We start from the raw sequence: 20,674 nt of genomic DNA on the forward strand, positions 1-20,674 counted from the left end.
GAGCGGGGCTTCTTTCTATCACTTGGACCCCCTCCAACGAGGGGCCGGTCCGCCCCTGTTCCCAAGGGAGGACCGGCCCGTGACGCGCTCGTTATTCGGATTTGAGGATCTGCTACGCGTCCTCGGCGAGTTCCATCCAGCGCATCTCCAGCTCGTCGCGCCCCGATACGAGTTCGCGAAGCTCGGCGTCGAGCAGGGCGACCTTCTCGAAGTCGGTGGCGTTGTCGGCGATTTGGGCGTGCAGCCTGGTCTCCTTGTCGGAGAGCTTGCTGAGCTGACGCTCGATCTTCTGCATTTCCTTCTGGGCGGCGCGGGCGTCGCCGGACGCCTTCTTCTTGACGGGCGCGGCGACGGCGGCGGGCGCCGGGGTGGCGGCCTCGATCATCTGCCGCCTGCGCTCCAGGTACTCGTCGAGACCGCGCGGCAGGTTGCGCAGCGTCTGGTCGCCGAGCAGGGCGTACACCTTGTCGGTGGTCCGCTCGATGAAGAACCGGTCGTGCGAGATGACGACCATCGAGCCGGGCCAGCCGTCGAGCAGGTCCTCGAGCTGCGTGAGCGTCTCGATGTCGAGGTCGTTGGTCGGCTCGTCGAGGAAGAGTACGTTCGGCTCGTCCATCAGCAGCCGCAGGATCTGCAGCCGGCGCCGCTCACCGCCGGACAGGTCGCCGACCGGCGTCCACTGCTTCTCCTTGGTGAACCCGAACTGCTCGCACAGCTGGCCCGCCGTCATCTCGCGGCCGGTGCCGAGGTCCACCCGGTCCCGTACACGCTGAACGGCTTCGAGCACGCGCAGGTTCGGGTCGAGCTCGCCGACTTCCTGCGAGAGGTACGCGAGCTTCACCGTCTTGCCGACGACGACCTTGCCCGCGACGGGCTGGGTGTCGCCCTGCGTGCGGGCCGCGTCGGCCAGGGCGCGCAGCAGCGAGGTCTTGCCCGCGCCGTTGACGCCGACGAGGCCGACGCGGTCGCCGGGGCCGAGCTGCCAGGTGAGGTGCTTGAGCAGCACCTTGGGCCCGGCCTGGACGGTGACGTCCTCAAGGTCGAAGACGGTCTTGCCGAGCCGCGAGTTGGCGAACTTCATCAGCGCGGAGGTGTCGCGGGGCGGCGGTACGTCGGCGATCAGCTCGTTGGCCGCCTCGACGCGGAAGCGCGGCTTCGACGTACGGGCGGGGGCGCCGCGGCGCAGCCACGCCAGCTCCTTGCGGACCAGGTTCTGGCGCTTGGTCTCCTCGGTCGCGGCGATGCGCTCCCGCTCGGCGCGGGCGAAGACGTAGTCGGAGTAGCCGCCCTCGTACTCGTGCACGGCGCCGCGCTGCACGTCCCACATGCGGGTGCAGACCTGGTCGAGGAACCACCGGTCGTGGGTGACGCAGACGAGCGCGGAGCGGCGCGACTGGAGGTGCTTGGCGAGCCAGGCGATGCCCTCGACGTCGAGGTGGTTGGTCGGCTCGTCGAGGACCAGGAGGTCCTGGTCGTCGATGAGCAGCTTGGCGAGCGCGATACGGCGGCGCTCGCCGCCGGAGAGCGGGCCGATCACGGTTTCGAGCCCGTGCTCGAAGCCGGGCAGGCTGAGCCCGCCGAACAGGCCGTTCAGTACGTCGCGGATCTTGGCGGTGCCCGCCCACTCGTGGTCCGCGAGATCGCCGATGATCTCCTGGCGGACGGTCGCGGCGGGGTCGAGCGAATCGTGCTGGGTGAGGACCCCGAGGCGCAGGCCGCCGTTGTGCGTGATGCGGCCGGTGTCGGCCTCCTCAAGCTTGGCGAGCATGCGGATGAGGGTCGTCTTGCCGTCGCCGTTACGGCCGACGACACCGATCCGGTCCCCCTCGGAGACGCCGAGGGACACGCCGTCCAGCAGAGCACGGGTGCCGTAGACCTTGCTGACGGCCTCGACATTGACAAGGTTGACGGCCACTGACACTCCAGTTGAGGGGGTTAAACAACCTCCAGGGTAGTCGGCACGCACGGAGCCCTCCCCGGCACCGCTGTAGACAGTGTCTACAGCGGCCTGGTAGACACTGTCTATGGAAACTGAGAGCTCCCTTCGGGAACGGCTGATCGACGTCGGAGCAGACCTCGTGATGTCCGAAGGAACCGCCTCGCTGGGGCTGCGCGAGATCGCTCGCCGGGCAGGGGTGTCGCACGGCGCTCCGCGTCGGTACTTCCCCACTCATCACGCCCTGCTCTCCGCGATCGCCCGACGCGGTTTCGCGGACCTCGAAGCCCGTTTCGCGGCCGCGATCGGCGGCAGCACGTCCCCACGCGGCCAGTTGAAAGCTCTCGGGCTGACGTACGTCGGGTACGCGCAGGAGCATCGCGGCATGTTCGAGCTGATGTTCCGCCACGACCTGCTCGACAGCGGGAAGCACGCATCGGACCAGCCGCAGCTCAGGGAGTCCACGCTCCCGCTGTTCGAGACCGTCGTCGGGCTCGTCGCCCAGCACCGGGCGGAGCAGAACACCCCGCACCGGCCCGGCGCGCCGGGCGATGCCTGGCCCCCGCCGCCGGCCGTGACAGCCGCGGCCCTCTGGTCGAACCTGCACGGCATCGCCCAACTGTGGGCCTGGGGCAGTCTGCAACTCACCCTCGGCGCCCCAACAACGGGCGAAGCCCTTGCCGGCCGGCCGCTCGACCAGCTCGTCGCTGCGGCCCTCGACGCTCATCTCGGCCATCACGGCCCGGTGAACGGGTGACCGAAGCGGGCCGGCGGCGTCTCGCGCTCCTGGTCAGTGTGGCCGGCGCCATGCTCGTCGCGCTGGACGGCACGGTGCTGCTCGTGGCGCAGCCCAGCCTCCAACGCGACCTCGGCGCCGACGTGGCTCAGGTCCAGTGGACCAGTACCGGCTACCTGCTCGCGGTGGCCGCGCTCCTCGTCATCGCGGGGCGTCTCGGCGACCGGTACGGGCACCGGCGACTGCTGTTCGTAGGCGTACTCGGCTTCGCGGCCGCCTCGGCGGGCATCGCACTCGCGCCCGGTGTCGGCTGGGTGATCGGTCTGCGTGCCGTACAGGGCGTGTTCGGCGCGCTTCTGCAACCGGCGACACTGGCGCTGCTGAGGCTGGCGTACCCGGCGGACCGGCTCGGCGCGCCAGTCGCGATCCGTACCAGCGCGATCGGTGTCGCCGCGGCGGCCGGCCCCGTACTCGGGGGCGTCCTCGTCGCGCACTGGGGCTGGCGTGCCGTGTTCGTGATCAACGTCCCCATAGCGCTCGCGATCGCCGCGATCACCCTCTCCGTACGGGCGCCGGCGCCGCGGCCACGTACCGGATCTCAGCGACTCAACCTCACAGGCGCGGCCCTGCTCGCGACCGCGCTCGCCGTCCTGGTGCACACCTTGGTCGGCGTACCGGAGCATGGATGGACCGCCGCGCCGACGCTGCTCGGGCTCGTCGCCGCCGCTGGCATCGCGGTGGTGTTCGTGGCGCACGAACGCCGTACCGCACACCCCATCGTGCCGCCCGCAGTGGCCCGGTCGGTACCGGTCACAGCCTCGATGGCGATCCTGCTGCTCACCACCGGCGGCATGTTCGGCGCGCTGTTCGTGACCACGTTCTTCCTCCAGGACGTACTCGGTCTCGACCCGCTCGCCTGCGGACTGCGGGTACTGCCGCTGACCGCGCTCATGATCCTCGGCGCGCCCGTCGCCGGAGCCGCGCTGCGCCGGTGCGGACCGCGTCGCACTGCCTTCACCGGTGTCGTCCTTGTCGTCCTCGGTCTCGCGGGTCTGTCCCGCCTCGGCCCGACCAGCGGCTGGGCGGTCACCGGCGTGGCCTTCGCCGTGCTCGGTGCGGGGTTCGCCACCGTGATGGTCACCGCCACCGGGACCGTCGTAGGCGACGCACCGCCCGGATACGCGGGAGTCGTCGGCGGGCTCAAACAGACCGCCATGAACGTCGGACCGGCCTTCGGTATCGCCGTCGCCGCAAGCGTGATGCTGCTGAAGGCGTCCGCCGCAGAGCCTCTGGCCGTAGGCGCGACCCCGGCAACGTCCGCCCCGGTGATGGCCCCCGCCCTCATGGCGCTGGCCGCACTCGCCGCCCTCGGCCTGCTGCCGGCGTCGCTGCTGCCGCACGGCCGAGCCACCGCGCGAGACGTGACACGAACTGAGGCTCCGCCCCAGACCCCGCTCCTCGAACGCCGGAGGGGCTGAGATGTGCCGCTGAGCGCAGCCGGTGCTTCTCTTCTTGAACCGCGGGAACTACCGGCGGGGTTGAACAAGTTGTCGTACGCCGCGTCCCGGTGCAGCAGCACCTGCCGGCCGGCCCGCGCGGGCAGCTCGGCCCGCCGAGCGGGCTCGCTCTCGGGAAACGTTCGCCTGTCTACGCTCCCCCTCGGGACCCGGCGCGCAGCGTCGGGCGTGGCGTGCGGGGCCGGCCCGCCGTCTCCACCAGGAGCCAGCCCGCGAGGGCCATCGCCACCGCCGCGGGGGCGCTGACCTGTACCGCGATGAGCATCGCCGTACGCCCTTCGAGGAGGCCTGCGAAGCCGACCATCGACAGGCCCAGGACGCCGAGCAGGCAGAGGGTGACGCCGACAGCGGCGGCCGGGCCCGCGAAGCGGCCGGGCGCCGTGGGACGGCCGGCCCGCGCCGGCCGCTCGAACGTCCGGAACGCCGCCACGCACAGCGCCGTCAGCGCCGCAGCCGCGGCGAAACGCACCGGCACTTGCGCCCACCAGGCCGCGCTCGCCGGTGCCGGCAGCGGCACGTCCAGGGCGAGCATCGCGCCGTACACGCCGAGCATCGCCGTCAGGTGCCACAGGAACGCCGTCATGGCGAAGCCGTTCGCGGCGACGACCGTACGCCAGACGCGCGGCCGGGCGACGAGGCGCGCGCCGGGGGCGCGCAGCAGTTCGACCGCGCCGACCAGCCACAGGCCGTGGGCGAGGAGCGCCAGCGTGGGCGGGGCCATGTTGCTGACCTTCTCGCCGGGCATTCCCACCATGCTCAGCGGGTACGGCCCGAAGGCGACCAGGGCGGCGGCACCGGCCAGGCCGGTGGCCGCGAGCGCGGCCGGCATCCGGATGCGTCCGTCGGCGCGCAGAAAGCCGAGCTGGTGCACCGCGAGCCAGACGAAGGCGAAGTTGAGGAACTCGACGTACGGCACGCCGAACGCGAAGCGCAGTACGTCGACACCGGCGGCGGCGAGGGCGAGCACGGCGAAGGCGGCCCATCCGTGGCGCTCGTGCAGCTTCAGCAGGGGCGGGGTGAAGGCCACCATCGCCAGGTAGATCCCGATGAACCACAGGGGCTGCGCCACGAGGCGCAGGGCCGCGCCGGTCAGTCCGCCCTGGCCGCCGAGGAGTTGGATCGCGAGCGCGGCGGCGCCCCAGACCAGGACGAAGACCATGGTGGGGCGCAGCAGCCGCTGGAGACGGGCCCGGACGAACACCGAGTACACCGGGGCGCCCTCGGGGTGCTTGCGGCTCAGCGAGCGGTAGGAGAGCGCGTGCGAGAAGCCGCCGACGAAGAAGAAGACGGGCATGACCTGCAACGCCCAGGTGAGGATCTGGAGCTGCGGCACGACGGCCAGGAGATTCCCCACGCCGCCGTCGGCCGAGACCGCGGCCATCAGCCAGTGTCCGGCGACGACCGTGCCGAGTGAGGCCACGCGCAGCAGGTCTACGTACCGGTCCCGCCCGGCGGGTGTCCGGTCGGCGAGCTCGCGCACACTGTTTCCCATGCGGGTACGCTCTCGCCCCCGCGCGGGCGGCGAACAGGGTGCCCGTACTCATTTCTCCCTGAGTACAGGCCCCTCCCCGGCCCCCGTTTCAGGCGCCGACGACCGTCGCGCCCGGCGCCGGGGACTCCGCCACGCGGGCCGTGCGGCAGGTGCCCGATGCGGTGAGGGCCGCGGCCACCGACTCTGCCGACTCCGCGTCCTTCGTCAGGAACGCCGTCGTCGGGCCCGAGCCCGAGACCAGGGCCGCCAGCGCGCCCGCGTCCGTCCCCGCTGCCAGGGTGGCGGCGAGGGACGGGCGCAGGGACAGAGCCGCAGGCTGGAGATCGTTCACCAGAGCGCCCGCGAGGGCCGTCGCGTCGCCCGTGCGCAGGGCGTCCAGGAGCGCCGGGGACGCCGCGGGCCGCGGGACTTCAGTGCCTGCCGTCAGCCGGTCGAACTCGCCGTACACCGCCGGTGTCGACAGGCCGCCGTCCGCCACCGCGAACACCCAGTGGAACGTGCCGCCGATGTCGAGGGTGGTGAGGTTCTCGCCGCGGCCCGTGCCCACCGCCGCCCCGCCCACCAGGCTGAACGGCACGTCACTGCCCAGCTCGGCGCAGATGGCCAGAAGCTCCGGCAGGGAGGACTCCGTACCCCACAGCTTGTCGCACGCCAGCAGCGCGCCCGCGCCGTCCGCGCTGCCGCCCGCCATGCCGCCCGCGACCGGGATGTCCTTGGCGATGTGGATGTGTACGTCCGGCGACAGCCCGTGGCGTTCGGCCAGCGCGATCGCCGCGCGCGCGGCCAGGTTCGTACGGTCCAGGGGGACCTGGGCCGCGTCCGGGCCCGAGCACGTGACGCGCAGGGTGTCGGACGGGGTGACGGTGACCTCGTCGTACAGGCCGACCGCCAGGAAGACGTTCGCCAGGTCGTGGAAGCCGTCCGGGCGCGCGCCGCCCACCGCCAGCTGCACGTTTACCTTCGCGGGGACCCGGACCGTGACCGCAGCCTTCACCGTCATGCCGCTGCTCCCTTGTTCTCCGCGATACGCGCGAACTCCTCCACCGTCAGGGACTCGCCCCGGGCCTGGGGCGAAACCCCGGCCGCGACCAGCGCCGCCTCGGCCGCCGGCGCCGAGCCCGCCCAGCCGGCCAGCGCGGCCCGCAGCGTTTTGCGGCGCTGCGCGAAGGCCGCGTCGACCACCGCGAAGACTTCCGCCTTCGAGGCCGTGGTCTTGATCGGTTCTGTGCGGCGCACCAAGGACACCAGGCCCGAGTCGACGTTCGGGGCGGGCCAGAAGACGTTGCGGCCGATCGAACCGGCCCGCTTCACCTCGGCGTACCAGCAGGCCTTCACCGACGGCACGCCGTACACCTTGTTGCCGGGGCGGGCCGCGAGGCGGTCCGCGACCTCCGCCTGGACCATGACGAGCGTCCGCTCGATGCTCGGGAAGCGCTCCAGCATGGTGAGGAGGACGGGGACCGCGACGTTGTACGGGAGGTTCGCGACCAGGGCGGTCGGCGGCGGCCCGGGCAGCTCGGTGACGTGCATCGCGTCGGAGTGGACGAGCGCGAAGCGGTCCGCGCGCGCCGGCATCCGGGCCTCGATCGTGGCGGGGAGGGCGGAGGCGAGTACGTCGTCGATCTCGACGGCGACCACGCGGTCGGCGGCCTCCAGGAGTGCGAGGGTGAGTGAACCCAGGCCGGGGCCGACCTCGACCACGACGTCGTCGGGGCGCACGCCGGCGGTCCGTACGATCCGGCGGACCGTGTTCGCGTCGATGACGAAGTTCTGGCCGCGCTGCTTGGTCGGGCGTACGCCAAGTGCCGCCGCCAGCTCCCGGATGTCGGCGGGGCCCAGGAGGGAGTCGGGCGCCGACGGGGGGGCCGGTGTGGGCTCGGGCGTCGGGTCAGGCAGAGGCTCAGAAGGCTCAGTGGTGCTCACCGCTCAAGCGTAAAGGCCCCCGGAACCGCGCCCGGCCGCCGACCGTCGGGGCCGGCGGTGTGGCCGGGCAAGCGCCGGGCGTCTCTTCCAGGCACCGCTACCGTGCGGCGGTGCGGCGGGCAGGCGCCGGGGGCGCTGGGGTCGGACCCGCGCCGGGGCGTCTCCTCGGGTGCCGAACGTTCGGGTACGGGTTTTTGTATTCGGGCTCGTTGCGTTCGACACCCTGCGGGGAGCGCCCCGACACGTCCCCTCCAGGCGCCGCTACCGTGCAGCCGTCACGGCAGACGGCCGTGGTGGCGTGCGGCAGGGGGGTGTCAGTGCTGTAGGCGGGGGCCGCAGTGGGGCCAGGGGGTTGTGCCGCGTTGGATGTACAGCTTCTTCGCCCGGAATGTCTGCTCGCTCGCGGGCGCGTCCTCCGGGCGGCCGCTGCCGCCCAGCCTCTGCCAGGTTTGCGCGTCGAACTGGTACAGGCCGCCGTAGTTGCCCGTCGCGTCCACCGCGCCGGGGCGGCCGCCGGATTCGCAGTGGGCGAGCTCGTTCCAGTTGAGCCCGTCCGCGCCGGCCACGGACGCCGGCCTCTCCTTGGTGCCGACCATCACGTGTCGCGCGACCGGCTGCCGCGCGATCTCCTCGGCGATCCTCCTCGGCTGCTGCCGGACACCGTTGACCGTGCGAACGGAGTACGTGATCCTCTTTGATCCCTGCTCGCCGGCCTGGACTACCACCTCTGTGCCCTTGAACAGCGACGCGTCCTCGGTCCTCACGGTGTCGAACGGGATGGGCTCTTCGCGCACTTCCTTCGTGCCCCGGATCCGCATCACGGTGATCGTCTGGCCGTCGCGCGGGAAGCTGACGGACGGCACGGAAGTGGTGTCCTGGCCGCGCAGGCTGATGCCGGCCTCCTCGACCGCCTCCATTACGGTCGCGGCGTTCGTACGGATGGTGCGCTCGCGCCCGTCCGCCAGGAACGTCACGGTCCGCTCGGTGCGTACGTCGAGCGTGAGGCCGGCGCGCCCGATCTCCAGGGAGCGCGCGACGGAGAGGTACGCGCCCTCCGTACGCACCCCGAGCTGGCGCAGTGCGCCTTCGACCGTACGGGCGGTGGTCCAGATCCGGCGCCGATGCCCGTCCAACGTCAGGGTGACCGGTCGGCCGTACCGGACCACCACCTCGTCACCGCTCTCCAGCGCCGCGCCGGGGGCGGGTGCCACGAGGTCGTGTGTTCCCACTTCGACGCCCTGGTCCTCCAGCAGTTCCGTGACGTCGTCGGCGAAGGTGTGCATCGTGCGGGGTACGCCGTCAACACTGAGCCTGACCGCCTTGTCGCTGGCGACGAACGCCGAGGTGCCGCCGGCCAGGAACGCGACGACCAGCGCCTGCGGCACGAGCCGGCGCAGCGCGTCGGGGCGCTCGGCCGCCTTGCGGCGCCTGGCGGCCCGCCGGGCCTGCGCCCTGCCGCCCCCGGCGTTCTGGCGCGGCAGCAGCGGCTCGCGGAGCTCGTACGACGGCACATACGTGCCGTACTCGGCCATGCCGCGGACGCTGCCGCGCACCGCCCGGTGACTGCCCTGCGAATTGCCCACGACGCTCCAGAAGTCCGGTCCGCCCCCGATGACGCTGCGGGCCGGGACACTAGCGGAGCCTTGGTCACTCTCCAAAGCAACACGGCTACGGAGGGTCGCGGTGTTGTCATGAGCCGTCAGTAGTCGAACGCGCGTGCCGTGTTCGCGGCGAGTGCCGTCGCCAGAACGTCCTCCTCGATTCCCCTGACCGCCGCCATCGCCCGCACGGTGACCGGAATGAGGTACGGAGCGTTGGGCCGTCCTCGGTACGGCGCCGGGGTCAGGAACGGCGCGTCCGTTTCGACGAGGACCAGCTCCAGCGGCGCGACGGCGAGTGCGTCGCGCAGGTGCTGGGCGTTCTTGAAGGTCATGTTCCCCGCGAAGGACATGAAGTAGCCCTTGCGCGCGCAGACTTCGGCCATCGCGGCGTCGCCGGAGTAGCAGTGGAAGACGGTGCGCTCGGGAGCGCCCTCCTCGTCGAGTACGCGCAGTACGTCCTCGTGCGCCTCGCGATCGTGGATGACGAGCGCCTTGCCGTGCCGCTTGGCGATCTCGATGTGGGCGCGGAAGGACCTCTCCTGGGCGGCCATGCCTTCCGGGCCCGTACGGAAGTAGTCGAGGCCGGTCTCGCCCACACCGCGTACGTACGGCAGGGCGGCGAGCTGGTCGATCTCGGTGAGGGCGTCGTCGAGGGCGCCGTCCCCGCCCGGGATCCGCGCGCCCTGCCGCGACCAGCCGTCGGGGTCTCCGAGGACGATGCGCGGGGCTTCGTTGGGGTGCAGGGCGACGGCGGCGTGCACGTTCTTGTGCGCCGCCGCCGTTTCGGCCGCCCAGCGGGAGCCCTTCACGTCGCAGCCGACCTGGACGACGGTCGTGACACCGACCGCGGCGGCCTTCGTCAGGGCCTCCTCGACGGTGCCGTCCTGCATGTCCAGGTGGGTGTGCGAATCGGCGACCTCTCCCCGGAGGGGTTCGGGCAGCGGCGGGAGTGCGTCCTTGGGGCTCATGGTCACGATCGTACGAAAACCGCGCGCCCCTCCCGCCCGCCGCTGCCGTGCCCGCGGCTCACTTCCGGTGGTGGAAGGGGTGAAGCAGATCGGCCACGCGCCAGTTGTGCTTCACTCGCACCGGGCCCGGTGCGTCCTCGATCGCCGGCCCGGGGATTCCCACCACCGGTCCGGCCATGGGGGCGTCCACTACGGCGGCCCTCAGCATTTCCCTGATCGACGAGACCTGCCCCGCCTTCATGATCCGCACGACATGTCCGCCGCAGTTCAGACAGGTGGGTCGGGACAGCGGCGAGGGAACGCGTACGCCGTCAGCCGTGTAGGTCACGAATGCGTGGCCCTTGCCGTCGACGTGGTGGTGTATCTCGAAGGACTGCTCCCAGCCGTGCCCGCACCTCATGCAGGCAAAGGCGTAGGCCTCGTGAACGGTGGTTCCTGCGCCGGCGGTGTCTGCGATCTCGCTCATGCCAGCTCCTTTCCACTGGTCCAGTGGACGCCTGTTTCGGCGGGAGCGCATCGGTGCCTGTCGATATATGGGCCGGTCTTGGCCTTTCCATGGGAAAGGGACCGGTGCGCGGTCTGTGCCTTTAGGAAGCTTTGGCTATTTACGATAGTCCTTTGCCGTCCGCGGAGCCCGTTCGTGCCGCATTCTTTGCCGCGACGACCGCGTCGAACACGTCGCGCTTGGGTAGCCCCGCCTCGGCGGCGACCGCGGCGATGGCCTCCTTGCGGCGCTCCCCCGCCTCCTCGCGCACCTGCACCCTGCGGACCAGCTCCGCCGGGTCCAGGTCCTGCGGCGCGTCCGAGGCGCCTTCGACGACGACGGTGATCTCTCCCCGTACGCCCTCGGCCGCCCATTCGGCGAGCGCCTTGAGCGGGCCGCGCTTCACTTCCTCGTACGTCTTGGTCAGCTCGCGGCACACGGCGGCCCTGCGCTCGTCGCCGAAGACCTCGGCCATGGCCGCGAGGGTGTCGTCGAGGCGGTGCGGCGCCTCGAAGAACACCATCGTCCGCCGCTCACCTGCGACCTCCCGCAGCTTGCCGAGGCGCTCGCCGCCCTTGCGCGGCAGGAAGCCCTCGAAGCAGAAGCGGTCGACGGGCAGGCCGGACAGGGCGAGGGCGGTCAGTACGGCCGACGGGCCGGGCACGGCCGTGACCTTGATGTCCTTCTCGACGGCCGCGGCGACCAGCCGGTAACCGGGGTCGGAGACGGACGGCATGCCCGCGTCGGTGACGAGCAGGACCCGCTTGCCGTCCTCCAGGGCCTCGACCAGTTCGGGCGTACGGGCGGTTTCGTTGCCCTCGAAGTACGACACGACACGCCCTGTCGTCTGCACGCCGAGCGCCTGCGTCAGGCGGCGCAGCCGACGGGTGTCCTCGGCGGCCACGACGTCGGCCGTCGCGAGTTCGGTGGCGAGGCGCGGCGGCGCGTCGGCCACGTCGCCGATGGGGGTCCCGGCGAGTACGAGCGTTCCAGCCGATGGGGTCGTTCCAGTCGTTCCAGTCACAAGAGCCATCCTCGCAGGGCGCGCACACGACGCGCACAGATGTGTTCCCTACGATGGCGCGGTGACCAGTACCGCGTCAGAAGCCCGGCAGGGCCGGGCCCCAGGGGAACAGCCGCCCTCCTGGCAGCAGCGGCTGCGCCGATTCGGCTACGTACCCAGGCCCGTCATCGGGCTGCGGGAACGGCTCGTGCCGCCGTACAGCAAGCCCGGCACCCAGGTCTGGAGAGTGCTCGGGGTGCCACCCGTACTCGCGGGGCACCTGGTGCGGTGGGCCGCGTGGGGCGGGCCGCTGCTCGTCGCGCTCGTCGCGGGGCTGATGCGGTTCTGGAACCTGGGCAGCCCGAAGGCGGTGATATTCGACGAGACGTATTACGCGAAGGACGCCTGGGCGCTCATTCACCAGGGGTACGAGGGCCAGTGGCCGAAGGACATCGACAAGTCGATTCTTGCTGATCCGTCGGGGGTCACGGTCCCCGCCGACCCCGGCTATGTGGTGCATCCGCCGGTCGGCAAGTGGGTCATCGGCATCGGGGAGCAGCTCTTCGGGTTCACGCCCTTCGGCTGGCGCTTCATGGTCTGCGTACTGGGCACGCTGTCGGTCCTGATGCTCTGCCGGATCGGCCGCCGTCTGTTCCGCTCGACCTTCCTCGGGTGCCTGGCGGGCGCGCTGCTCGCGGTGGACGGCCTGCACTTCGTGATGAGCCGCACGGCGCTGCTCGACCAGGTGCTGATGTTCTTCGTGCTGGGCGCGTTCGGCTGTCTGCTGATCGACAGGGACCGGTCGCGGCGCAGGATCGCGGCGGCGCTCCCGTGCGACGACGAAGGCGTGCTGCGCCCGGACGCCGAGGTCGCGGACACGCTGCGGCTGGGGTGGCGGCCGTGGCGGATCGCGGCGGGGGTGTGCCTGGGTCTTGCCTTCGGCACGAAGTGGAACGGCCTGATGACCCTGGCGGCGTTCGGGCTGCTGACGGTGCTGTGGGACGTGGGCGCGCGCAAGACGGCGGGCGCGGTGTGGCCCTACCTGTCGGTGCTGAAGCGGGACATCCTGCCGGCGTTCGTCTCGACGGTCGTGGTCACCTTCGTGACGTACGTCGCCTCCTGGACGGGCTGGATCGTCACCAAGGGCGGCTACTACCGCAACTGGGCCCAGGGGGACGGCAGGGGCGGCAACTGGACCTGGCTGCCCGACTGGCTGCGCAGCCTGTGGCACTACGAGACCGAGGTCTACAGCTTCCACGTCAACCTGACGTCCGGTCACACCTACCAGTCGAACCCGTGGAGCTGGATCGTCCTGGGCCGCCCGGTCTCGTACTTCTACGAGTCGCCGAAGCCCGGCGAGGAGGGCTGCCCGGCGAGCGAGAAGAGCGACTGCGCCCAGGAGGTGCTGGCGCTCGGCACCCCGCTGCTGTGGTGGGCGGCCTGTTTCGCGGTCCTGTACGTGCTGTGGCGCTGGGCGTTCCGGCGCGACTGGCGGGCGGGGGCGATCGCGTGCGGCATCGCGGCGGGATGGGTGCCCTGGTTCTTCTACCAGGAGCGGACGATCTTCCTCTTCTACGCCGTCGTCTTCGTGCCGTTCCTGTGTCTGGCGCTGGCGATGATGATCGGCGCGATGCTGGGACCACCCGGCTCGAACGAGCGGCGGCGCGCGGCGGGCGCGGTGGGCGCGGGAGTGCTCGTACTGCTCATCATCTGGAACTTCATCTACTTCTGGCCGATCTACACCGGCCAGACCCTCCCCATAGACGACTGGCGCAACCGCATCTGGCTCGACACGTGGGTATGACCGCCGGGGGGGTTCGTCCCGGTCCTGTAACAGTCACCCCTGGTGTCACTGTGGTCCCGTACAGTGCGCTACAGCACTTCTTGAACATGTTCAGTTCAGGGAGCGGGGGACTCCTGGGGAGGGGACTGCACAGCATGCGCAGTGGAGCGAAGGTCGCCATAGTCGGCGGAGTGTTCGTGGTCGCGGCCACAGGCGTGGGATTCGGGGCGTACTCCATGGTGAGCGGTGAGGCCGGCGATCCGGACACCACGACCCTCTCGGCGCCGGAGAGATCGGGGCCACCGAGCGCGGACGAGATCGCGCAGACCTCGAAGGACTTCCTCGCCGCCTTGGCAGAGGGTGACGCCCGCGTGGCCGCTGATCTGACCAACAACGCCGCCGCCGCGCAGCCCGCGCTGTTCGCCTACCGCGACGAGGCGCACATCAGCGAGGTGAAGCTGACCCCGGGCACGCCGGTGGGTGCGAAGGTGCCGTTCACCGCCGATGCCACGGTGACGTACAAGGGCAAGAGCAAGGCGTTCTCGTACGAGTCCGAGCTGACCGTCGTGCGGGGAACGACCTCGGGCAAGGCGCTGGTCGACTGGAAGTCGTCGGTCGTCCACCCCGACCTGAAGGAGGGTGAGGTGCTGAGGGCGGGCGAGGCCTCGGCCCCGCCCATCAAGGCGGTCGACCGCAACGGCGCCGAGCTGACGAAGGAGAAGTACCCGTCGCTCGGGCCCGTACTGGACGCGCTGCGGGAGAAGTACGGCGAGAAGGCGGGCGGGAAGCCCGGCATCGAGCTGGCCGTCGAGAGCGCCGGCAGCGAGGCGCCCGCCAGGACCTTGCTCACTCTCACCAAGGGCAAACCTGGCAAGCTGCCGACGACGCTGGACGCGGGCGTGCAGGCGGCCGCCGAGACGGCGGTGAAGAAGTACAGCGAGGCGTCGGTCGCGGCGGTCAAGCCGAGCACGGGCGAGATCCTGGCCGTCGCCAACAACCGCGTGGACGGCTACAACGCGGCGGTCATGGGCGAGCAGGCGCCCGGCTCCACGATGAAGATCGTGACGGCGGCGATGCTGCTGGAGAAGGGCCTGGTGGGGGCGGACCGCAAGGCCGAGTGCCCGAAGACCGTGATGTACCAGGGCGTGAGCTTTCACAACCTGAAGATGTTCGAGATCCCGGACGGCACCTTCACCACCAGCTTCGCCCGCTCCTGCAACACGTCCTTCATCAAGCTGATCGACGACACCAAGGACGACGCGGCGCTGCCGAAGACCGCGCGCGAAGTCTTCGGCCTCGGACTCGACTGGCAGACCGGGATCGTCACCAAGGACGGTTCGGTCCCCGAGGCCACCGGCGGCGAGGCGGCGGCGCAGTACATCGGGCAGGGCACGGTCCAGATGAACGCGCTCAACATGGCGTCCGTCACCGCCACCGCCAAGGCCGGCACGTTCAAACAGCCGGTCATCGTGCCGCAGTCGCTGGACGGCCGGGAAATCGCCAAGGCGTCCCGCTCCCTCTCCCCCTCCGTACACAGCCAGCTGGTCGGCATGATGCGACAGACGGCGGCCTGGGGCACGGGTGCCAAGGCGATGGCCTCGGTCGGCGGCGACAAGGGCGCCAAGACCGGTTCGGCGGAGGTCGGCGGACAGGGCAAGCCCAACAGCTGGTTCACCGGGTTCAGCGACGACGTGGCGGCAGCGGCGTCCGTCGAGTCGGGCGGCCACGGCGGCGACGCGGCGGGCCCGCTGGTGGCGGCGGTCCTGCGGGCCGGCTGACGGCGGCCGACCCGAAACCGGCTCGCATGGCCCGTACAGCTACCGCTAGCGTGCGGGCCATGACCACTCCAGAAAGCCAGGCCCACCCCCGGTTCGCCGAAGCCCTGCGCACGCTCGGCGTCGCGGAGCTGGAGGTACGCCGCTTCCCGGACGCCACGCGCACCGCCGCCGAGGCGGCGGCGGCGATCGGCTGCGGGGTCGACGAGATCGTCAAGTCGCTCATCTTCGAGGCCGACGGGGTGCCCGTCCTGGTCCTGATGGACGGCTCGTCACGGGTCGATGTGGAGCTCGTACGACGCGAACTGGGCGCGGAGAAGGTCAAGCGGGCGAGTGCCGGTCTCGTACGGGAGACCACCGGTTACGCGATCGGCGGCGTCCCGCCCTTCGGCCACCGCACCAAGACGCGGGTGCTGGCCGACCGGGGCCTGCTCGACCACGCGGTGGTGTGGGCGGCGGCGGGCACCCCGCACGCGGTCTTCCCGATGGAGCCGAAAACCCTGATCGCCCACGCGGGCGGCGCACTCGTGGACGTACGCGAGCAGACCAAGTGACACCGATAGTCGCGGCGGCGGTCCTGATCGCCGCGATCACGCACGCCCGGCTGGAACGCGATCGCGCACCACATCAAGGACCCCCAGTGTTCGGACACCACATCAAGGACCAGCTGCTGTCGTTCACGCTAATCTCGGGCGGCGGCGCCCTCATCGGCCTGGCCGCCGCCGCGTTCGTGCCGTTCCCGGCGGCGGGGGCCTGGCCGTACCTGATCACCTCCGCCGCGCTCCACGTGGCGTACATGGCGCTGCTCATGCGGTCGTTCACGCTCGGGGACTTCGGGCAGATGTACCCCATCGCGCGGGGCACGGCGCCGCTGGTGGTGACGGTGCTGGCGGCGGTCTTCGTGGGCGAGGTGCCGGACGGGTGGCAGACGACGGGCGTCGTGGTGGCGTGCGCGGGCCTGGTCGGCGTCGCCCTGTGGGGCATCCGGGGTTCGCGGCCGCACTGGCCGGCGCTGGTGGCGGCGCTCGCCACCGGTCTGTCGATCGCGGCGTACACGGTGGTGGACGGCGTGGGGGTGCGCGCGTCGGGCTCGTCGCTGGGCTACATCGCGTGGCTGATGATCCTCGAAGGCCTCGCGATCCCGGCGTACACCTTCTACCGCCGCCGCTCCGAACTCCTCGCCCAGCTAAGGCCGCTGGCCGCGCGCGGCCTGCTCGGAGCCGCCCTGTCCGTATCGGCGTACGCGCTGGTCCTGTGGGCCCAGACCCGGGCGCCGCTGGCACCGGTCGCGGCGCTGCGGGAGTCGTCGATCATCGTGGGCGCGGCGATCGGCGCACTGTTCTTCAAGGAACGCTTCGGGGCGCCGAGGATCGCGGCGGCGGGTCTGATGGTGATCGGCATCGGCCTGATGCTCCACGCGAGTTGAGGTGGCGGCGCTGGTGCATCAGCCGATCACGCGGCGGACCGTACTGCCCTGACCAGCGCCTGCGCGCGCGGGTCGGCGGTAACACCCTTCTGGTGTCCGTTGGTTACGTACCCGAAGGCGATCCCCGACTCCGGATCGGCGAACCCCAGCGAGCCGCCCCGCCCCGGGTGCCCGAACGAGCCGGGTGCGAGCAGCGGCGCGCCGGAGCCGTGCAGCATGAAGCCGAGGCCGAAGCGGGTGTTGACGATCAGGACCCGGTCGGGTCCGGACGATTCCTCGGTCCGCGCCAGGGTGAGCGTCGCGGGGGCGAACAGCCGGTGCCCGTCGACCGGGCCGATCATGGCGGCGTAGCACCGGGCCAGCGCCCGCGCCGTGGATATCCCGCCGGACGCGGGGAGTTCGGCGGCCCGGTACGCCGGGTCGTTCTCGTCCGCGAGCGGATCGATCGCCCCGAAGGCGCGCCGGGTGAGCGAGGCCGGATCTCCGTACGCCTCGCTGACGCTCCGCTTGGGCCGCAGCCGCAGCGAGCCGCCGTCCACGGGCGGCGGCTCGACGGGACCGACGCGGCCGATCCGGTGCGCCTCGTCCGCCGGCAGCCCGACCCAGAAGTCGAGGCCGAGCGGCCTGGCGATCTCCTCGGCGATCCAGCGCCCGACGGTCCGCCCCGTCACGCGCTTCACGAGCTCGCCGATCAGCCAACTGTACGTCTGCGCGTGGTAGCCGTGGTCGGTGCCGGGCTCCCAGGCGGGCGCCTGGGCTGCGACGGCGCGCGGCCCGGACACGCCGTCGATCGCCTCGGCGGGCGTCAGGGGGTGGTCGAGCACCGGTACGCCGGCCCGGTGGGACAGCAGGTGCCGTACGAGCACGCGCTCCTTGCCGTTCGCCTTGAACTCCGGCCAGTACGTCGCGACGGGGGCGTCCAGGTCGATCTGGCCGCGCTGGTGCAGGAGCAGGGGCACTGCGGCGGCGACGCCCTTGGTGGCGGACCGTACGACCTGGGCGGTGTCGACGGCCCACGGCTCGGTGCCGTCCACGTCCCGGGTTCCGGCCCAGAGGTCGACCACCTTGCGGCCGTGGCGGTAGACGGCTACGGCGGCGCCGCGTTCGCCGCGTTGCCCGAAGTTACGTACGAACGCGTCCCTGACCGGCTCGAATCCGGCAGCCACCGTGCCCTGTGCATCCACTACTGCGCTCGCGCTCATGCCCCCCATGGTGCAATGCCGCTGCGCGGGGCCCTTCCCCACCCCGCCCCTTCCCACTGCGACACTTTGCGGCTACGCCGCGCGGGGCTCCGCTCCTCCACCGCCGGAGGGGCTGAAGGAGTGCGGCAGCACATCCGGCCCGTCCGGCGTTTGAGGCCACGCCCGTAGGGGCGTCCAGCCCCGCGCAGCGGGACCTCAGCCAGCCGCTTACGCCTCCACCCGCACCGAACCCGGGTCGAACCCGAACGGCAGTTCCAGCCGATGCGCCCGCATCACCGCATCGTCCGACAGCAGCTCCTGCGTCCGCCCGTCCGCCACAATCACGCCCCCGCTCAGAATCACCGACCGCGGGCACAGCTCAAGCGCGTACGGCAGGTCGTGCGTGACCATCAGCACCGTCACGTCCAACGACCGCAGGATGTCCGCCAGTTCGCGCCGCGACGCCGGGTCCAGGTTGGACGACGGCTCGTCCAGCACCAGGATCTCCGGCTCCATCGCCAGTACGGTCGCGACCGCCACCCGCCGCCGCTGCCCGAAGGACAGGTGGTGCGGCGGCCGGTCCGCGTACTCCGACATTCCGACCCGGGCCAGCGCCGCCGCCACGCACGCCTCCAGCTCCGCGCCCCGCAACCCCGCCGCCGCCGGCCCGAAGGCCACGTCCTCGCGGACCGTGGGCATGAAGAGCTGGTCGTCGGGGTCCTGGAAGACGATGCCGACCCGGCGCCGGATCTCGGCGAGGTGCTGCTTGCCGACAGGCAGCCCCGCCACGGTCACGGAACCCGCGCCCGCCGTGAGGATGCCGTTGAGGTGGAGCACGAGTGTGGTCTTGCCGGCGCCGTTGGGGCCGAGCAGCGCGACCCGCTCGCCGCGCGCAACCGACAGGTCGACACCGAAGAGCGCCTGGTGGCCGTCGGGATAGGCGTAAGCGAGGCCGTTCACCTCAAGAGACATCGTGGTCATAGGGTCCATCCCAGCAGACAGACCGCCAGCGCCGAAACCGGCAGCGCGGCCGCGTACGACCACTGCGCCCGCGTCGCGGTCACTTCGTCGATCACCGGCATGGTGCCGGTGTACCCCCTGCTGACCATGGCCAGATGCACCCGCTCACCTCTCTCGTACGAGCGGATGAAGAGCGCACCCGCGGTCTTGCCCAGAACACCCCAGTGCCGCACGCCCCGCGCCTCGAATCCGCGCGAGCGGCGGGCGATCGACATCCGGCGCATCTCGTCCGTGATCACATCGCCGTACCGGATCATGAACGACGCAATCTGCACGAGCAGCGGCGGCAGTTTCAGCCGCTGAAGCCCGAGCAGCAGAGACCGCAGCTCGGTCGTGGACGCCAGCAGGACAGACGCGGCGACGCCCAGCGTTCCCTTGGCGAGGACGTTCCAGGCACCCCACAGCCCCGAGACGCTCAGCGACATGCCGAGCACCTCCACCCGCTCCCCCTGCGCCACAAAGGGCATCAGCACCGCGAACGCGACAAAAGGCACCTCGATGAGCAGCCGCTTCAGCAGGTACCCGGCCGGCACGCGCGCGGCGTACGCGACCCCGCCGAGCAGGGCGGCGTACAGCCCGAACGCCCACATCGCCTCACGCGGCGTGGAGACGACCACGAGCACGAAGCAGAAGACGGCGGCGAGCTTGCAGTGCGGCGGCAGGGCGTGCACCGCGCTGTGCCCGTGCCGGTAGAGCTTGTGGGCGTGACCCGCGCCCATGTCAGGCGGTTTCCTTGTCCTCGGTACGCACCGACACGACCTCGGCCGGCCGGTCGGCGTCGCGCCGGCGCCGCACCGTCCAGAAGACGCCGCTGCCGACTACGACGGTCGCGCCGACACCCACCGCCCCCGCGAGGCCGCCGGAGATACGGCCGTCGGTGATGCCGCTGACGCTGTAATCGGCAAGCGGGGAGTCTGCGGCGGCGTGCTCCTCGACCTTCTTGTCGAACCCCTGGTCGGCGGCGACCTTCTCCAGTCCGTCAGGGCTGGCGGAGGCGTAGAACGAAACGAACCCGGCGAGAACGAGCGCCGAGGCCAGCCCCGCGCCCCACACCTTGCGGGTGGAGCGAGCGGCGACGGGAGCCGGGGCCTCGGCCGGAGCAGCGTCCACCAGCTCGCCGCCCACCAGCAGCTTGAGCGGCGCGGTGAGTCCGCGCGCCCCGTGCACCAGGTCGGGGCGTACGGCGATGACGGCGCCCACGGTCAGCGCGGTGATCGCGGCCTCGCCGACGCCGATGAGGACGTGTACGCCGACCATCGCGGTCAGAACCTTGCCGATCGGCACGTCCGTCGTGCCCCCGACGGCGTAGATGAGGGTGAAGGCCGCGGCAGCGGCGGGCACGGACACCAGAGCGGCGACGAAAGCGGAGGCGGTGACGGACGAGCGGCGACGCGGAAGGATCTTCACGAGGCCGCGGAAGAGAGCGTACGCGACGAGAACCGTCACCACGCCCATGACGCTGATGTTGACACCGAGCGCGGTGAGCCCGCCGTCCGCGAAGAGGATGCCCTGCATCAGCAGGACGACCGAGATGCACAGCACACCGGTGAACGGGCCGACGAGTATCGCGGCGAGCGCGCCGCCCAGCAGATGCCCGCTGGTGCCGGCCGCGACGGGGAAGTTCAGCATCTGTACGGCGAAGATGAACGCGGCGACGAGCCCGGCGAGCGGGGCCGTCCGCTCGTCCAGTTCGCGGCGCGCGCCGCGCAGGCTGACGGCGACTGCGCCCACCGCGACAACACCTGCCACAGCCGAGACAGGTGTGTTGATGAATCCGTCGGGGACATGCATGGAGAGGCTCCGCTTCCTGCGCGTACGCGGGGGTGATG

At 71.5% G+C, this 20,674-nt stretch carries 18 protein-coding genes; 6 read left to right on the forward strand and 12 right to left on the reverse strand.

The window, feature by feature from the left end:
* Window positions 1–112 precede the first annotated feature (112 nt).
* Window positions 113–1,915 (reverse strand): ABC-F family ATP-binding cassette domain-containing protein, encoded by a 1,803-nt coding sequence (locus J7E89_RS28185; protein ID WP_214977269.1) that lies wholly within the window; start codon window positions 1,913–1,915, stop codon window positions 113–115.
* Between the two features lie 109 nt (window positions 1,916–2,024).
* Between J7E89_RS28185 and J7E89_RS28190 the strand changes: the two genes are divergently transcribed.
* Together J7E89_RS28190 and J7E89_RS28195 are read left to right on the forward strand one after the other, a co-directional pair.
* The gene (locus tag J7E89_RS28190) at window positions 2,025–2,693 is read left to right on the forward strand and encodes a TetR/AcrR family transcriptional regulator (RefSeq protein WP_214977270.1); all 669 of its coding nucleotides are present in this window, start codon (window positions 2,025–2,027) and stop codon (window positions 2,691–2,693) included.
* Between the two features lie 50 nt (window positions 2,694–2,743).
* Window positions 2,744–4,150, forward strand: a complete 1,407-nt coding sequence (locus J7E89_RS28195) for an MFS transporter (protein ID WP_214977308.1) — start codon at window positions 2,744–2,746, stop codon at window positions 4,148–4,150.
* Window positions 4,151–4,319: 169 nt separating this feature from the next.
* Here the strand turns inward: J7E89_RS28195 and J7E89_RS28200 are convergent, their stop codons facing one another.
* The 7 genes from J7E89_RS28200 to rsmI form a co-directional block, all read right to left on the reverse strand.
* Complete coding sequence (locus J7E89_RS28200) at window positions 4,320–5,681, reverse strand: acyltransferase (RefSeq protein ID WP_214977271.1); 1,362 nt, start codon at window positions 5,679–5,681, stop codon at window positions 4,320–4,322.
* A gap of 88 nt (window positions 5,682–5,769) precedes the next feature.
* A complete protein-coding gene (locus J7E89_RS28205; protein WP_214977272.1) occupies window positions 5,770–6,681 on the reverse strand; it encodes a 4-(cytidine 5'-diphospho)-2-C-methyl-D-erythritol kinase in 912 nt (303 codons plus the stop codon).
* Window positions 6,678–7,577 carry a 16S rRNA (adenine(1518)-N(6)/adenine(1519)-N(6))-dimethyltransferase RsmA gene (gene rsmA, locus J7E89_RS28210; RefSeq protein ID WP_214977309.1) on the reverse strand — a complete coding sequence of 300 codons (900 nt, stop codon included), beginning with the start codon at window positions 7,575–7,577 and terminating at the stop codon, window positions 6,678–6,680. The genes J7E89_RS28205 and rsmA overlap by 4 nt, the downstream gene beginning before the upstream one ends.
* A gap of 341 nt (window positions 7,578–7,918) precedes the next feature.
* Complete coding sequence (locus J7E89_RS28215) at window positions 7,919–9,136, reverse strand: resuscitation-promoting factor (RefSeq protein WP_214977310.1); 1,218 nt, start codon at window positions 9,134–9,136, stop codon at window positions 7,919–7,921.
* A 167-nt stretch (window positions 9,137–9,303) separates the two neighbouring features.
* Complete coding sequence (locus J7E89_RS28220; RefSeq protein ID WP_214977273.1) at window positions 9,304–10,173, reverse strand: TatD family hydrolase; 870 nt, start codon at window positions 10,171–10,173, stop codon at window positions 9,304–9,306.
* Window positions 10,174–10,231: 58 nt separating this feature from the next.
* Window positions 10,232–10,639: a hypothetical protein gene (locus J7E89_RS28225; protein WP_214977274.1), complete on the reverse strand. Its 408-nt coding sequence runs from the start codon at window positions 10,637–10,639 to the stop codon at window positions 10,232–10,234.
* Between the two features lie 139 nt (window positions 10,640–10,778).
* Window positions 10,779–11,681 carry a 16S rRNA (cytidine(1402)-2'-O)-methyltransferase gene (rsmI, locus tag J7E89_RS28230; RefSeq protein ID WP_308315629.1) on the reverse strand — a complete coding sequence of 301 codons (903 nt, stop codon included), beginning with the start codon at window positions 11,679–11,681 and terminating at the stop codon, window positions 10,779–10,781.
* Between the two features lie 61 nt (window positions 11,682–11,742).
* On the opposite strand from rsmI, the gene J7E89_RS28235 reads away from it, so the two are divergent.
* From J7E89_RS28235 to J7E89_RS28250, 4 genes are all read left to right on the forward strand, one after another.
* Window positions 11,743–13,464, forward strand: a complete 1,722-nt coding sequence (locus J7E89_RS28235; RefSeq protein WP_214977276.1) for a dolichyl-phosphate-mannose--protein mannosyltransferase — start codon at window positions 11,743–11,745, stop codon at window positions 13,462–13,464.
* Between the two features lie 134 nt (window positions 13,465–13,598).
* Window positions 13,599–15,221, forward strand: a complete 1,623-nt coding sequence (locus tag J7E89_RS28240) for a penicillin-binding transpeptidase domain-containing protein (RefSeq protein WP_214977277.1) — start codon at window positions 13,599–13,601, stop codon at window positions 15,219–15,221.
* A gap of 59 nt (window positions 15,222–15,280) precedes the next feature.
* Window positions 15,281–15,772 carry a YbaK/EbsC family protein gene (locus tag J7E89_RS28245; protein WP_214977278.1) on the forward strand — a complete coding sequence of 164 codons (492 nt, stop codon included), beginning with the start codon at window positions 15,281–15,283 and terminating at the stop codon, window positions 15,770–15,772.
* A complete protein-coding gene (locus J7E89_RS28250; RefSeq protein ID WP_214977279.1) occupies window positions 15,769–16,644 on the forward strand; it encodes a DMT family transporter in 876 nt (291 codons plus the stop codon). Before J7E89_RS28245 ends, J7E89_RS28250 begins: the two co-directional genes overlap by 4 nt.
* A 26-nt stretch (window positions 16,645–16,670) precedes the next feature.
* On the opposite strand, the gene J7E89_RS28255 is transcribed toward J7E89_RS28250, so the two are convergent.
* The 4 genes from J7E89_RS28255 to J7E89_RS28270 form a co-directional block, all read right to left on the reverse strand.
* Window positions 16,671–17,828, reverse strand: a complete 1,158-nt coding sequence (locus J7E89_RS28255) for a serine hydrolase domain-containing protein (protein ID WP_214977311.1) — start codon at window positions 17,826–17,828, stop codon at window positions 16,671–16,673.
* A gap of 225 nt (window positions 17,829–18,053) precedes the next feature.
* Window positions 18,054–18,815 carry an energy-coupling factor ABC transporter ATP-binding protein gene (locus tag J7E89_RS28260; protein WP_214977280.1) on the reverse strand — a complete coding sequence of 254 codons (762 nt, stop codon included), beginning with the start codon at window positions 18,813–18,815 and terminating at the stop codon, window positions 18,054–18,056.
* Window positions 18,803–19,564, reverse strand: a complete 762-nt coding sequence (gene cbiQ / locus J7E89_RS28265) for a cobalt ECF transporter T component CbiQ (RefSeq protein WP_138896271.1) — start codon at window positions 19,562–19,564, stop codon at window positions 18,803–18,805. The genes J7E89_RS28260 and cbiQ overlap by 13 nt, the downstream gene beginning before the upstream one ends.
* Before the next feature lies 1 nt (window position 19,565).
* Complete coding sequence (locus J7E89_RS28270; protein WP_214977281.1) at window positions 19,566–20,636, reverse strand: energy-coupling factor ABC transporter permease; 1,071 nt, start codon at window positions 20,634–20,636, stop codon at window positions 19,566–19,568.
* Between the last annotated feature and the right edge of the window lie 38 nt (window positions 20,637–20,674).

The sequence above is a fragment of the Streptomyces sp. ISL-100 genome, assembly GCF_018614615.1.
Classification (GTDB): domain Bacteria; phylum Actinomycetota; class Actinomycetes; order Streptomycetales; family Streptomycetaceae; genus Streptomyces.

Coding starts and splice junctions, on each gene's coding strand:
- J7E89_RS28190 (WP_214977270.1), top strand. CDS start 2,025: ATGGAAACTGAGAGCTCCCTTCGGGAACGGCTGATCGACGTCGGAGCA.
- J7E89_RS28195 (WP_214977308.1), top strand. CDS start 2,744: ATGCTCGTCGCGCTGGACGGCACGGTGCTGCTCGTGGCGCAGCCCAGC.
- J7E89_RS28200 (WP_214977271.1), bottom strand. CDS start 5,681: ATGGGAAACAGTGTGCGCGAGCTCGCCGACCGGACACCCGCCGGGCGG.
- J7E89_RS28205 (WP_214977272.1), bottom strand. CDS start 6,681: ATGACGGTGAAGGCTGCGGTCACGGTCCGGGTCCCCGCGAAGGTAAAC.
- J7E89_RS28215 (WP_214977310.1), bottom strand. CDS start 9,136: ATGGCCGAGTACGGCACGTATGTGCCGTCGTACGAGCTCCGCGAGCCG.
- J7E89_RS28220 (WP_214977273.1), bottom strand. CDS start 10,173: ATGAGCCCCAAGGACGCACTCCCGCCGCTGCCCGAACCCCTCCGGGGA.
- J7E89_RS28225 (WP_214977274.1), bottom strand. CDS start 10,639: ATGAGCGAGATCGCAGACACCGCCGGCGCAGGAACCACCGTTCACGAG.
- J7E89_RS28240 (WP_214977277.1), top strand. CDS start 13,599: ATGCGCAGTGGAGCGAAGGTCGCCATAGTCGGCGGAGTGTTCGTGGTC.
- J7E89_RS28245 (WP_214977278.1), top strand. CDS start 15,281: ATGACCACTCCAGAAAGCCAGGCCCACCCCCGGTTCGCCGAAGCCCTG.
- J7E89_RS28260 (WP_214977280.1), bottom strand. CDS start 18,815: ATGGACCCTATGACCACGATGTCTCTTGAGGTGAACGGCCTCGCTTAC.
- cbiQ (WP_138896271.1), bottom strand. CDS start 19,564: ATGGGCGCGGGTCACGCCCACAAGCTCTACCGGCACGGGCACAGCGCG.
- J7E89_RS28270 (WP_214977281.1), bottom strand. CDS start 20,636: ATGCATGTCCCCGACGGATTCATCAACACACCTGTCTCGGCTGTGGCA.